12 protein-coding genes are annotated in these 14,290 nt (G+C 38.8%); 5 read left to right on the top strand and 7 right to left on the bottom strand.

Annotated features, from left to right (window positions below):
* Positions 1–7 precede the first annotated feature (7 nt).
* The 4 genes from hemY to ACFX4R_RS22915 all read right to left on the bottom strand — a co-directional run bounded on the left by hemY (position 8) and on the right by ACFX4R_RS22915 (position 5,966).
* The gene (gene hemY, locus ACFX4R_RS22930) at positions 8–1,429 is read right to left on the bottom strand and encodes a protoporphyrinogen oxidase (RefSeq protein WP_013055331.1); all 1,422 of its coding nucleotides are present in this window, start codon (positions 1,427–1,429) and stop codon (positions 8–10) included.
* A gap of 137 nt (positions 1,430–1,566) precedes the next feature.
* On the bottom strand, positions 1,567–2,499 hold the full coding sequence (gene hemH / locus ACFX4R_RS22925; RefSeq protein ID WP_322551713.1) for a ferrochelatase: 933 nt from the start codon (positions 2,497–2,499) through the stop codon (positions 1,567–1,569).
* Between the two features lie 97 nt (positions 2,500–2,596).
* Positions 2,597–3,640: a uroporphyrinogen decarboxylase gene (hemE, locus tag ACFX4R_RS22920; protein ID WP_013055329.1), complete on the bottom strand. Its 1,044-nt coding sequence runs from the start codon at positions 3,638–3,640 to the stop codon at positions 2,597–2,599.
* Between the two features lie 196 nt (positions 3,641–3,836).
* Positions 3,837–5,966 carry a transglycosylase domain-containing protein gene (locus tag ACFX4R_RS22915; RefSeq protein ID WP_322551712.1) on the bottom strand — a complete coding sequence of 710 codons (2,130 nt, stop codon included), beginning with the start codon at positions 5,964–5,966 and terminating at the stop codon, positions 3,837–3,839.
* Positions 5,967–6,151: 185 nt separating this feature from the next.
* Here ACFX4R_RS22915 and ACFX4R_RS22910 point away from each other — a divergent pair, with 185 nt between their 5' ends.
* Positions 6,152–6,658, top strand: coding sequence for an antibiotic biosynthesis monooxygenase family protein (locus ACFX4R_RS22910; protein ID WP_013055327.1), 507 nt, complete (start codon positions 6,152–6,154; stop codon positions 6,656–6,658).
* Between the two features lie 83 nt (positions 6,659–6,741).
* Positions 6,742–8,130 carry a hypothetical protein gene (locus tag ACFX4R_RS22905; protein WP_043981719.1) on the top strand — a complete coding sequence of 463 codons (1,389 nt, stop codon included), beginning with the start codon at positions 6,742–6,744 and terminating at the stop codon, positions 8,128–8,130.
* A gap of 47 nt (positions 8,131–8,177) precedes the next feature.
* Here ACFX4R_RS22905 and ACFX4R_RS22900 read toward each other — a convergent pair whose 3' ends face one another.
* The gene (locus tag ACFX4R_RS22900) at positions 8,178–8,843 is read right to left on the bottom strand and encodes a phosphatase PAP2 family protein (RefSeq protein ID WP_162213599.1); all 666 of its coding nucleotides are present in this window, start codon (positions 8,841–8,843) and stop codon (positions 8,178–8,180) included.
* Positions 8,844–9,067: 224 nt separating this feature from the next.
* On the opposite strand from ACFX4R_RS22900, the gene ACFX4R_RS22895 reads away from it, so the two are divergent.
* Together ACFX4R_RS22895 and ACFX4R_RS22890 are read left to right on the top strand one after the other, a co-directional pair.
* On the top strand, positions 9,068–10,276 hold the full coding sequence (locus ACFX4R_RS22895) for a M20 family metallopeptidase (protein ID WP_322551711.1): 1,209 nt from the start codon (positions 9,068–9,070) through the stop codon (positions 10,274–10,276).
* Between the two features lie 113 nt (positions 10,277–10,389).
* The gene (locus ACFX4R_RS22890; RefSeq protein WP_165575579.1) at positions 10,390–11,109 is read left to right on the top strand and encodes an EcsC family protein; all 720 of its coding nucleotides are present in this window, start codon (positions 10,390–10,392) and stop codon (positions 11,107–11,109) included.
* 38 nt (positions 11,110–11,147) lie between these two features.
* On the opposite strand, the gene ACFX4R_RS22885 is transcribed toward ACFX4R_RS22890, so the two are convergent.
* The gene (locus tag ACFX4R_RS22885; RefSeq protein WP_237075254.1) at positions 11,148–12,353 is read right to left on the bottom strand and encodes an ABC transporter permease; all 1,206 of its coding nucleotides are present in this window, start codon (positions 12,351–12,353) and stop codon (positions 11,148–11,150) included.
* Positions 12,346–13,089 (bottom strand): ABC transporter ATP-binding protein, encoded by a 744-nt coding sequence (locus tag ACFX4R_RS22880; protein WP_377570449.1) that lies wholly within the window; start codon positions 13,087–13,089, stop codon positions 12,346–12,348. Before ACFX4R_RS22880 ends, ACFX4R_RS22885 begins: the two co-directional genes overlap by 8 nt.
* 690 nt (positions 13,090–13,779) lie before the next feature.
* Between ACFX4R_RS22880 and ACFX4R_RS22875 the strand changes: the two genes are divergently transcribed.
* On the top strand, positions 13,780–14,214 hold the full coding sequence (locus tag ACFX4R_RS22875; protein WP_014461670.1) for an HIT family protein: 435 nt from the start codon (positions 13,780–13,782) through the stop codon (positions 14,212–14,214).
* Positions 14,215–14,290: the final 76 nt, after the last annotated feature.

Genomic DNA, 14,290 nt, shown 5'->3' with positions numbered 1-14,290 from the left:
TCCACTTCTACAGTTGCTGCACATATTTAACCGCTTTTTTAGCCACATCTTCTCCTTGCTCTACACATTCTGGTATACCCAGACCTTCGTATGAGCTTCCCGCTACATAAAGACCGGCCAGCTCTTTTTCAAGCTGTTCGTTCATCGTATCTAGCATATCGTGATGTCCGACCGTATACTGAGGCATTGACTGCTTCCATCTCGTTACCGCGTAAAATTCAGGCTCAGCAGAAATGGTAATGAGCTTCTTCAAATCCTCCAGGACAATTTTGAAAATTTCATCGTCAGGCTGATCCACCACAGCTTCATCCCCGGTTCGTCCAACTAAACATCTCAGCAGCACTTTTCCTTCCGGAACCGCATGCGGCCACTTTTTATTTAGCCATGTGCACGCCGTAATCGTGTAATCGCTATTTCTTGAAACGGCGATGTTCATTGCATCTAGATTGTCTTGCAGCGCTTCTTGTGCAAAGGCTATCACAACAGTAGCTACTGAAGTGGAAGGCATATGCTTCAACGGTTCGAATATTTTATATTCCGAAAGCATAGACTGAGCAGCTGCATGAGGAGAAGTTACAATAACGCTGTCTGCTTTTATGACTTTCCCGCTATTTAACGATAATTCATATGTGGTATCTTCTTTATAAATTTTCTCTACTTTTATTCCTTTTGTAATAATATCAGGATCTATTGCTTTTTCTACCCCATCTACTAGCGATTGAAGACCTTCTTTTAATGTTAAAAAGACACTATTTTTTTTAAACTCCGAATCATCACCGTGCTGTGGGTGAATTTCTTTTAGCTTTTTCATTCCAACAATTAAGCTTCTGTACTTATGTTCAGCATGCAGAAACTGTGGAAATGTTGATCGTAAACTCAAGCGATCAACGTCTCCTGCGTAAATTCCTGATAATAGAGGCTCAATTAAATTTTCAACAACTTCATCACCAAACCGTCTTCTAAAAAATACGCCTAGCGAACGGTCATCCTGATTTTTTGTCTTCGGTATGAAAAAATCAGCTGCTGCGCGCAGCTTGCCAACAGGTGAAAATAACCCTGTTGTGATAAAAGGAGATAACTTGGTTGGTATCCCCATTACAGCACCATCAGGCAGCGCATGCGGTGTATCTTTTACTAGAATATAGGATTTTCCTTTTTCATTTCCGACTAGCTCCCTGCCTAACCCTACTTCTTTTGCCAGTTTTGTAGCAGCTAGCTTACGCGCTAAAAATGAATCAGGACCTTTTTCAAATAAATACCCGTCTCGTTTGACCGTTTGAATTTTTCCACCAAGCCGATGCGTCGCTTCTATTAGTTGAAGATCAATTGGCAGCTGATGATCCTTTATTTTTTTTTGCAAATAATAGGCAGCTGAAAGACCTGTTATTCCTCCACCGATGATGACAACCTTTTTTCGTCTATCCGTCATGTTATCATCGCCTTTTCTGTAAAATTCAATATAAAGAGAAGCGATTATGGAAATCCATAGCTCGCTTCTTACTTTTCTCTATATTGATTATAAGTTACTTTTCATCCCTGTTCAACGTACAAAGAATCTATATTGACTTAGCGGGCAATCTGTTTTAAAACAACTGTAGCTAACCCATCGATAAATTCAGGCTGTGCATTTGGCATTTCAGGGCGGTAATAATCAGCCCCAATTTCATCTGTCACAACTTTGCATTCATAGTCGTTATCATAAAGTACTTCTAAGTGGTCTGCGATAAATCCAACCGGAGTATACACGAACGATGTATAGCCTTTTTCTTCATGCAATTCTCTTGTTAAATCTTGAACATCCGGACCTATCCATGGTTCAGGCGTATTTCCAGCACTTTGCCAGCCAATTTCGTAATGTTCAATACCAGCTGCTTGTGCAATTAAATCCGCTGTTTCTTGAAGCTGATTTGGATATGGATCTCCTGCTGCAATAATTTTTTCCGGCAAGCTATGTGCAGATACAATCAACACGGCTTTTTGGCGTTTCTCTTCGTCCATTAAATCAAACGTTTGTTTAACACGTGTAGCCCAGTACTGAATGAACTTTGGCTCACTGTACCAGCTTTCTACTGAATGAATGATTGGTCCTCCTAATTTTTCAGCCGTTTCTTTGGCGCGCCCATTATAGGATTTTACGCTAAACGTTGAAAAGTGAGGTGCAAGCACAATGCTGACCGCTTCTTTAATTCCGTCTTTATGCATGGCTTCTACTGCATCTTCAACAAACGGTTCAATATGCTTTAAGCCAAGATACGCTTTAAATTCAATTTCATCCTGCACTTCATTCAAGCGCTTTTCCAGACTTTCCATTTGCTGTTGCGTAATTTTGGCAAGAGGTGAAATGCCCCCGATTGCTTCGTAGCGGTTTTGTAAATCTTCTAAGGCTTCTGATGAAGGTTTACGTCCGCGGCGGATATGTGTATAGTAACGTTCAACATCTTCTTCTTTATATGGCGTTCCATATGCCATTACAAGTAATCCCATTACTTTTTTACTCATGTGTTCGACACCTCTTTATTAGATTCAATACTTGTCTTCATTTTGCCATGAATAAAAAGAAAAATTCAAAGTTTAGCGCTCCAAATTATTTGACAATTTATTGTCTATTTGCAGAATATTCATGAATAAAGGTTGTTAAACGCTTTAACGTTTCCGGCTGAACCTGTGGAAAAACGCCGTGCCCCAAGTTAAAGATGTAACCAGGACTGGCCATCCCTTTATCTAATATTTCTGTTACACGTTCTTCAATAACTTCCCATGGAGCTAACAAAATAGCAGGATCTAAGTTTCCTTGCAGTGTTTTTGTTAAGCCTAATGCACGTGCTTCATCCAGCTGTGTTCTCCAATCTAATCCCACTACATCCAGCGGCAGATCATGCCATTCTTTTGCCAAATGACTTGCCCCTACTCCAAACATAATGAGCGGTACATTTTTTTCACGTAAAGAGGTGAAAATTCGCTCCATAACAGGTTTTATAAAGTAACGATAATCCGCTACATTTAAAGCACCTACCCATGAATCAAAGATTTGAATGGCTTTTGCCCCAGCGTCAATTTGCGCTTTTACATATGTAATCGTCATATCTGCTAACTTATCCATTAGTGCAAACCATGCTTTAGGTTCGGTATACATAAATGCTTTTGTTTTATTGTAATTTTTTGAAGGTCCTCCTTCAATCATATAGCTTGCCACTGTAAAAGGAGCACCTGCAAAGCCAATTAGAGGTACGTTTAACTGTTCTGTTGTTAACAGCTTAATCGTATCTAATACATACGGAACATCTTCTTCCGGCGTAATTTCTCCTAGTTTTTCTACATCGCTTAAAGATTGAATTGGATTAGAAATTACGGGACCAATTCCTGACTTGATTTCAACATCCACTCCAATTGAAGGAAGCGGTGACATTATATCTTTATATAAAATAGCTGCATCCACTCCGTACTGTTCAACGGGCAGACGTGTTACGTATGCTCCAAGCTCTGGCTGATGAGTGATTTCAAATAAAGAGTACTTCTCTTTTAGCTTTCGGTATTCCGGCTGTGAACGCCCTGCTTGGCGCATATACCAAACCGGAACATGATCCGTTTTTTCCCCTCTACAGGCTTTTAAAAAAGTATCGTTAAACGTTCCTTGACTCATAATTTCCACCTTTCTCGATTGTCTTCCATCCGTATTTTCTTCGATTAGACAGACAATAATCAGCAAAGGAACATACCGGTTCCTCTACTGATTAAAGTTTCACGTTATATTCTCTACTTGTCACTATACCCATTTCTTTACGACTTGTATAGCCACCTGTTAAAAATGTCAAAAATTCGCCCTACTCTTCCTTTTTTTATTGAAAAAGAGCAGGTGTTACTTCGTTGGATTTTTTTCCTTTTTGTTTTGTTTGGGAATTGTAAGGAACTACATAATAAGTAGGACTGTCGAGCAGATTCACACGCTCTTTTTCAAATGCTCCTTTTCCCTTCACTTTGCCAATTACTTCGGCTTTATCTCCTTTTTTCTCATAAACATAATAAACAGCTCTTTTATCAGGTGAAGGTGTCCACGATAAATTTACCGTTAACAAACCAAATGGATGGAATGTTAATTCTTGTTTTAAGTCTTTAACTTCCTCTAAGCGTATTGGTTTTGGCAAATCTTTAACGCCTGCTGGCTTTTGAAATGCAGCTTCGTCGTAACCAGCTCTTGTGAGAATGTCTTTAAATAATAGCGTCGGATAAGAACTTCCTTTTGTTAAATAATGCTGGTCATTTGTAGAATCATATCCCATCCACACGCTTCCTACAACATCTGGCGTATACCCAACGAACCAAGCATCCCTTGTAGCTCCTTTAACATTCGTATACGAAGTAGACCCTGTTTTTCCTGCTAACTCTCCTTTAAACTCTCCATTTTTTGCCGTTCCTTCTTTAACAACTCCTTGAAGCATTTTTGTTATATACCAAGCCGTCTGTTTTGAAAATGCTTTGTGAGTGTCGGGAACAGCTTTTGCAATCACTTTTCCGTCTTGATCTTTTATTTCTTGAATAAAGTACGGTTGGATGTTTTCTCCATTTTCAGCAAATGCACGGTACGCTCCTGCTAATTGAAGCGGTGTAATTCCTTCCTTTAATCCTCCAAGAGCAATCGCAAGCCCTTTATCTTCTAAAGGAATTCCTAGCTTTGTGAGATACTGCTTACTTGTTTCAACTCCTAGCTGATTCAACGTCCAGACGGCAGCTGCGTTTTTAGAATCTTTTAGGGCATCGTACATCGTTACCTTTTTAGCATATTGACCGTCTACATTTTTAGGTGTGTATCCCCCGTAGCTTCTAAGCTTGTCTTGCAGCAAGGAATAAGGCTTGAATTGACCTTCTTCTAACGCAGGGCCATATACCGCAATAGGTTTCATCGTAGAACCTGGCTGTCTTTTGACATTTACGCGATTGAGCGACTTTTGTACATAATCTCGTCCTCCCATAACAGATAAAACTCCTCCGCTTTTGTTATCGACTAATACAAAAGCACCTTGGGCACTTTTATCTGTACCTGGAAAATAACGATTTTCTTTCATCAGCTCGTAGGCGGCTTCTTGTACTTTTGTACTCATAGGTACTTTGACCGTATAACCGCCGCGCAGAAGCTCATTGCTCGAAATACTGTATTTCTTCTCTGCTTCTTGAATAACCATATCGATATAGGTTAGATACGCTGGGTTTTTAGCCTGTTCCTTTACGTTCAACCCCAGCGTTCTTCCTTGCAAACGGACATTTTTTTCAGCTGATAAATAACCTGCTTTTTGCATGGCATTTAACACAACATTTCTACGTTCTATACTTTTTTCCGGATGTAAAATAGGAGAATAAGAATTCGGTGCTTTTGGCAGTGCAGCGAGCAGTGCACCTTCTTCTACCGTTAATTCGGAGACATCTTTATTGAAGTAAAGCTTGGATGCAGCTTGGATTCCATAGGCTCCGTGTCCAAAGTATATTTGGTTCAAATACATTTCAAGCAGTTTTTGCTTACTGTAACGCTGCTCCAAGTTAATGGCCACCACTACTTCTTTTGTTTTTCTAAGCAACGTTTTATCATTAGATAAAAATACATTTTTAGCCAACTGCTGTGTTAAAGTACTTCCTCCTTCAACACTTCCTCCAGCCAATATATCTCGGTATAATGCTCGACCAATAGATTTAAAATCGATTCCGTGGTGTTCATAAAAACGAACGTCTTCAATTGAAATAAATGCTTGTTGCACATGCTTTGGAATCTTATCAATTGAAACCAAGTCCCGATTTTTCACATAGAGCTTTGTTAATTCGTCTCCATTTTCGTCCACTAACCTCGTAGCCGAGTCCATGACGATCTTTTTCTCATCAATTACATAGTTTCCAAGAAACAAGATGATAATATATCCAATCAATCCTAATAGAAAAATTCCAACTAAGGCAGCAATTGCGTATAAGCCTTTTTTGTACATCGTGCCACCCCTTTTCTTTCGCTGAACTTTTGATAATATGGAAAACAACTTCATCAATGTTTTACTTTACCATCTTCATTAGAAGTTCACAATTTTTGAATTTTTGTGTGTAAAATTTTATAATTTTAGTATGATTTACAATTGTAAATTGTATGCAATTCCCAATTAGAAAGGAAGTATAATCCATGAAGATCTTTATTACTTACGGAACAGGCCCTTACCTTCAGAAGTTGATCGACGAACATCCGAGTGAACGTTTGCTACTGCTTCACAAAGATGACGATCAATTTGCACTAGTTCACGAAACAGATGGAGATACAATTTTTAAAGAAGGACATGCTTATGAGGTATTAGATGCTTCTGGAGATCTTGCAGATAGCGGATTTGCTGTACTAAATAATATTTCAGTTACAGATGAAGGCCGTCCTTTGTTTGAACAGCGATTTAGCCAACGAGCTCGTTTAATTGAAAATGAAGCAGGCTTCTCAGCTATTCGTGTGCTTCGTCCACTGCAAAATGACACATACATTATCTTTACAGGATGGAAAGATGAAAGTTCATTTAGCGATTGGCAGTCTTCAAAAGCCTATAATGAAGCACACAAAAAACGCGGTACGTCAGAAGGCGTGGATCAGCAGCCATCGATTTTCTCTCGCCCTTCTTATGTGACCTCATACCACGTAGTTAAATAAGTAAACATCCTCCTAGTAGGCGAGTATCACAATAGGCACAAACGTCATATTGTATACTATATCACCTATTGGGAGGAATTTTTATGGGCATAGAGCTTGGAGCTCTTCATTGGATGTATGTCCTTTTTATCGCTTTCATTATCGGCTTTATGATTATGCGGCGAGATACGAGTATCCTTTGTATACTCGGGATTTTTTTACTTTCCTTAACGGCTACCTCTTCGTTAAGCCACTCCGTCAGCGCTGTTTTTTCCAGCTTCATTTATGCCATTACAGAACTGCTTCCTACCATTTTAATTATTTCAATTATTGTATCCATGAGTAAAGTCTTAATGGCTACAGGAATAAATGAATCGATGATTTCACCTTTTGCTCGCCTCATTAAAACGCCTGCTCTTGCCTATTGGGTTATTGGATTAGTTATGATGACCATCTCCTATTTTTTCTGGCCTTCTCCAGCCGTTGCTTTACTTGGAGCCGTGCTTTTACCAGTGGCCATCCGCGTAGGGCTTCCAGCTATAGGCGTAGCCGTAGCGATGAATTTGTTCGGCCACGGCGTTGCGCTTTCAGGAGACTTTGTTATTCAAGCTGCTCCTAAGATAACTGCTGACGCAGCAGGTCTTCCAGTTCACGAGGTGGTTCAAGCAAGTGTCCCTTTGGTCATTGTGATGGGAGTTGTTACGACACTCTCTGCTTTTTACTTTTTAAAACAAGATATGAAGCACAATAGAATTCACGCTCAACCGACAATGTTAACAAGCAGTTCTTCTGTCCAATCCACACCTCTTTCTTCTTCAGTACGCCGGGCTTTAGCCATTATAGTTCCCCTTTTCTTTGCTATAGACGTATGGGCAATGTTCGCCCTTCATTTACAGGGAGGAGATGCAACTGCTCTCGTTGGCGGCACAGCCTTATTTATTTTAGTGGTGGTTTCACTTATTGCTCACAAAGGAAAAGGTCTCGAACAAACAACTTCCTACTTGATTGAAGGCTTGCAGTTTGGTTTTAAAGTATTCGGTCCCGTTATTCCCATTGCAGCTTTTTTCTATTTAGGAGATGCTGGATTCACAACAATCATCGGTGACTTTCTTCCGAAAGGGTCACATGGACTTGTAAATGACCTAGGCGTTGCGCTTGCTTCCACTGTGCCGTTAACCGCACAGGTCGCCACTGTAACGATAACTGCTCTAGGAGCTATTACCGGATTAGACGGTTCAGGCTTTTCAGGCATTTCACTTGTAGGCTCTGTCTCTCATTTATTTGCATCTGCTTTAGGATCGGGCGCTGCCACCCTAACTGCTTTAGGGCAAATTGCTGCGATTTGGGTTGGGGGAGGCACATTGATTCCATGGGCATTGATTCCAGCTGCTGCGATTTGCGGAGTCAGTCCGTTTGAACTCGCCAGACGTAATTTAAAACCTGTAGCGATTGGATTAGTCGTTACAACAATTGTCGCGATGTTCTTAGTTTAAACAAAAGCCCCCTTCTTTTTATGAAGGGGGCCATATGTATATATTTTTTACATGCCTTTTGGAAACTCTTTTTCCGCTGAAGGCTTTACATACGCATAAACAAGCGTATAGAAGAAAATGCCTACAATAAGCCACATAAGCCCTAAGCTGTAGCCAGCTAAGACATCTGTTAAAAAATGTTCTCTTAATAGAATACGGCTCACACCTATTAATAAAACAATTAAAGTAATTGCAAGCTGATACCGCTTGGCTACCTTTTGACTGTTCATATGCTTTGTGAGAAAAAAGATAATCAGACCATAAATAAGAATTCCCATCATCGCATGGCCGCTTGGAAAACTGTAGCCTTCGATGCCTCCAAGAGGACGCCCTCGTTCTACCGCATCCTTAACTGCTTTATTAATAATATCACCGCTTAAAATAAATAAAAATGCCGATATCATACCGATATAGTCCTTTTTAAAAAATAAAAAAACGAGAAGTACAGCTAAAAGAACCATAATCATCACTTTTGAAGCTAAAAAAGACAAGCCATGAAAAACAGATGACGCTGACTGAAGAACAGTGCTGTCATCTATAGCTGAAACAAGCCAGTGGTCTCCTTGAAAAGAATCTGTCGACACAACAAACAACACTCCTAAAAAAACGAGACCTGCCCCCCCAAACACCCACATCAATTTTTTGTACAGGGATACAGTTTGTGAATCTACCATATCGTTACCTCCTATTATCTCATGAGAAAATTGGCAAAAAACTCATTCTTTATCCCTATTCCTCATCTTATGTATCTATTATGTATATAAAATATTTCATGATTCAATTACTTTTTTCAATAACAACGCTTACATTCTTTTCTTTTTAATAGATAATGATATAATGATTAAAATGTCAAAAAATTCAAAACTTTATTCAACCTATACAGAAAGGATATGGTCACGTGAATTCCAAGCTACATACTTTACTTGAAGAAAAATTTGATGAAATGGTTCAAGTCCGCCGATATCTGCATCAGTATCCAGAACCGTCTTTTAAAGAATTTCAAACCGCTGCCTACATTCGATCTTTTTATGACAAAATCGGTATTTCTTACCGAGCAAATGTAGGAGGAAACGGCATTGTAGCAAGCATTCAAGGAGGAAACCCTGGTCCTACTGTAGCTTTGAGAGCCGACTTTGATGCCCTGCCTATTCAAGATGAAAAAGATGCACCATATCAATCAACTGTTCCCGGTGTAATGCATGCGTGTGGTCACGATGGTCATACAGCTACTCTTTTAGTCCTTGCTAAAGCGCTTTTTGAAATAAGGGATTCTCTCCCTGGTAAAATCATCTTCATTCATCAGCACGCCGAAGAGTACGCACCCGGAGGCGCCAAGTCCATGATTGAAGACGGATGCTTAGACGGTGTAGACGCGATATTCGGAACGCATTTATGGTCATTAACTCCAACTGGTGTCGTTCAATATCGAACGGGCCCTATTATGGCTGCTGCTGATCGCTTTGAAATTACGATCAAAGGAGCAGGCGGCCACGGTGCACAGCCTCACAAAACAAAAGATTCAATCGTCATCGCCTCTCAGCTTGTTGTTAATTTACAGCAAATTGTAAGCAGACGTGTAAACCCAATTGATTCAGCGGTTGTGAGCATAGGTTCTTTTGTAGCAGAAAATGCATTTAATATTATTGCTGATTCTGCTCGACTAATTGGAACGGTAAGAACATTTAATGAAGATGTACGAAATGACGTAGAAAAAGAAATCAAACGAATTGTCCAAGGTACATGCTTAACAGCTGACGCTTCTTATGAACTGAGTTATACGCGCGGCTATCCTTCCGTCGTCAACCACCCGGAAGAAACGGCCTTTCTTGCTTCTGCTGCTTCTCAAATCGATGAAGTTCATACAGTCGAAGAAACGGAGCCTCACATGACTGGGGAAGATTTCTCTTATTATTTGCAGCATATTAAAGGAACGTTCTTTTTTACAGGGGCTCAGCCAGAAGGTGTAGATGCTCCGTATCCTCATCATCATCCTAAATTTGATTTTAACGAAAAAGCAATGCTTATCGCAGCTAAAACGCTTGGTACGGCTGCTGTTGAGTATTTAAGAGAACAAGCTCCTTCTAAAAACGTAATAAAAGCGAATTAATCATTCAGCAAGCATTCGTACAGATAAGCAGACGAGTGCTTGTTGTTTTATTTGAGGAACCTTTTCCTCACTTAAAACGTAGTATTTATATCGACTGAAATGAGGTGATTTTTTTGAATACGTATGAAGAAAAAGTGTTACAAGAAGCTGAACATTGGAAATTCAGCATGTTGAAACGACCTTCTAAATTTCAACGGACCGCAAAATCTTTACAGCTTAAAATAAATGAAAAAATCCCTGCTAAAGTCCATAAAATTATGACTGAAAGCATAAAAAAAATGGTTGAAACCACGCTTGTTGGATCCGATTTCACCACTAAAAAAAGAGATGTCAGCGGTCTTTCATTTGAAGAAAAAGAGAACAGAATTTTGGAACTCATACCTAAGTACAAAAAAACAGCTGCTGTAGAAGGAGCTGGTACTGGTGCAGGCGGTATCCTTTTAGGTGCAGCAGATTTCCCGCTTCTTCTTTCCATAAAAATGAAGTGCTTATTTGACATTGCCGCTACGTATGGTTTTGATGTAAAAGAAAAAGAAGAACGCATTTATATGCTGTATATTTTTCATCTTGCCTTTTGCAGCGACGACCATAGAACGAAGCTGCTCGAAGTAGTAGAAAACTGGGAAGAAAAGAAAGAGGAACTTCTTGAGCTTGATTGGAAAGCTTTTCAACAAGAATACCGTGATTACATTGATGTTGTGAAAATGTTTCAGCTTATGCCGGGAATTGGAGCTGTTATAGGTGCATATGCTAATTATCAGCTTCTTGACCATCTCACAAAAGTAGCAATGAACGTCTATCGCTTCCGTATATTATCTTCGTCTCCAAAGTAGTCTAAAAACGTAAAAAAGCTCCTTTCGGAGCTTTTTTTTTACGTTAATTTTTTATTTACATATGCATGTACAAATAAGTGAATAAATATAGCACCTGCTGCCACGGAAAGCAGTGCAGCAACTATATTAGAAAAAGCCACCGCTATGGCGAGCACAAGAATTTGTACATACAGCGCTTTTTTCCATACGTCCAAAAATGCCTTTTTCCGTTCTTTAGCTTCAACCGGATAAAGAGAAAGCCATAAAATCTGTTTGTGCTGCTTCCAAAGCGGAAGTAATTGAAAACCCGTCATGTATACAACAAATAAAACAACCACTATATTGCCGTATTGAAACGGCGCAGCTACAATTAAAAATCCGCCAATGACAGTTAAGCGAACGAGCAAACTTAAATAATCTCCTGATCGCAAAAATGTTCTGGTGTATAAGTAATGGTAAGTGGCACTTTGACGAAATGGAATACGTGCTACTAGCCAATCTAAATATCTACGGCGTTTGATTCGCTCTTTCACCTGAGGAACGTCCGTAAATAAATTAGCTAATCGATAAAAATAGCCCATGCGCTTTTCTTCTAAGTCAATTAGCTTTTCCCATTTGATCGGCTTTCTTTTTGTAAGCGAGCGATAATAAATGGCTAGCGCAATCATAATCACCGCTACGATTCCTGTAAAGAATGCGTATGCATGGGAAAATAAGAAGTACGTAAAAACTGCGTTCAAGAAAAACCTGACGATATAATCTGTCCACTTCGCCCACTTTTCTTCAAACCATACAGCCCACCAAGACATGCCTAAGTTTACAACTTTCAAGATGAGTAATAGCAGAAAAAACACAAAAACGTTTGAGTAAGAATCATGCATTACCTTTACTTGAAGAGGTGCTGCTGCACCAGTTGCAAATAATAAAATATAAAGCTGAATCGTAAAGGTAAACCAAAAAGATTTTTTGAAATAAGGCTGAAGCTTCGTCTCCAAAGGAAGTAAAAAGACTAAATCAGGTCGTTTTAAAAACGTTTGAATTTGACCCATGGTTAAAATCAATCCCATAAGTATCGCAATCACTACAGCCGAAGGAAACGCAGGTGTTAATGTACTCAACCACTGTTGATAATAGTAGGCCAAACCGCCAATTGCAAAAATTAACACTAATTTAATGTGGTCATTTAAGATATATTTTGTATATCTTCTTATATCCACTAAATACTGCTGAAACCGTTGCTTCCATAATGCATCAATCTTACTCATAGCCTTCTTCCTTTGTTAATTCAATATAAATTTCATCAAGAGTAGCATTGCGCATTTGAAATTCTTCTTGAAGGTCTTTAAGCGTTCCTTGCGCTCTTACTTCTCCGTTATGTAAAATAACAAATTTATCGCAGTAGCGTTCCGCGGTCGCCAAAATGTGTGTGGACATTAAAATGCCTGCACCTTGCTTTTTCATATCCGTCATCAAATCAAGTAAAGATTGAATACCCAGCGGATCTAAACCTAAAAAAGGTTCATCAATAATATAAAGAGACGGCTGAACCAAAAAAGCGCACATAATCATAACCTTCTGCTTCATTCCTTTTGAAAAATGCGCAGGGAACCATTTTAACTTCCGGTCTAAACGAAACTCTTTTAAAAGCGGCTGCAGACGGGCTTCATATGTTTGAGGCTCAAGTCCATAAGCCATAGCTGTAAGGTCTAAATGTTCTTTTAATGTTAATTCATCGTATAACACAGGAGTTTCTGGAATAAACGTAAACTGACTTCGATAACCTGTTGGATCTTGTTGAAAGGTTTTATTATTAATGGATACACTTCCTTTTTTTGCTTCCATTAATCCAATGATATGTTTAATCGTTGTACTTTTGCCGGCCCCGTTTAACCCGATTAACCCGACTAATTCACCTGCATTTACATCAAACGATACATTTTTTAAGACGGGAGTTTTTGTATATCCCCCTGTAATATTGTTAATTTGCAATAAAGAACCCATCACGATCTCCTTTTATTTGTTCTTTTTGTCTCCAAGCGCAAGCGCTATTTGCTCTATTGTACCAAATCTTTTTCTTCCTCACATTGTTTTCAATTTTTTTCGGTTAATTTTTCCAGAATATAATCGAAATATCGGGACATTCTATATAGGGAAGAAGGAAAACAAGTTATTGATTACAACTAATCATTACAAAGCTTCTTACATTTGGGATGAGGTGTCTACAGCAGGCATATTTCAGAAAACCTTATTGTAAATCGATGTATGTTTGATTCATAAGGGGATGGTAGTCATGAACGTAGTAAGAATATATATAATGGGTAGACAATAATGTTCATTTATTACTGTGTAGATGAGGTGTTTGTCAAAGACCAAGAACGATTTCGTTCACATTGTATATTTTTTTAGCTCAATGCTTAAATGAGGTGTTTGTTAAAGAGAATATACTTTTTCAAGTTACTGTTTCATTAGGCAATGCAATTACGTAAATGAGGTGTTCCTTAAAGATCATATGCTGCATTAAAAGCTATTTTTTCCTTCTTCACATGACGGGATGCATAATCGTTTGCATCCCGTTTTTGTGTATAAAATGCCAACAGCTATTTCTTGTCTGCTGATTGCATTCCTACTTTGTGGTAAAATAAACGTACATGTATACCCATACATTTATATTGGTAACGGAAGGTGAATATAATGAGCACACATGATGAAAACTGTATTTTTTGCAAAATTATTCGCGGTGAAATCCCAGGTGCAAAAGTATTTGAAAATGAACATGTATTAGCTTTTTTAGACATTAGTCAAGTAACAAAAGGGCATACGCTGGTGATTCCAAAAGTACATAAAAAAGACATTCACGAACTAACGCCGGAAATTGCGCGCAATTTGTTTGAAGTGGTTCCTCAAATCGCAAATGCAATTAAAGAAACATACAGCCCAATCGGCTTAAACATCTTAAATAATAATGGTGAAAAAGCTGGTCAATCCGTGTTTCATTATCATATGCACATTATTCCTCGCTATGGGGAAGGCGATGGATTCGGTGCTGTATGGAAAGAGCATACAAGCGAATACACGCCTGAAAAACTTCAAGAAATCGCTGGCAATATTTCTTCTCGCCTTTCTTGAAACAAAAAAAGCTTACACATGTAAGCTTTTTTTGTTTTATCTATTCATTTAACACATGTTTAATCAGTTTGTGATA

Source organism: Priestia sp. YIM B13490 (genome assembly GCF_042787735.1).
Classification (GTDB): domain Bacteria; phylum Bacillota; class Bacilli; order Bacillales; family Bacillaceae_H; genus Priestia; species Priestia megaterium.
Note: the sequence above shows the minus strand (reverse complement) of the source record. Positions and strands in the feature narration are given on the sequence as shown.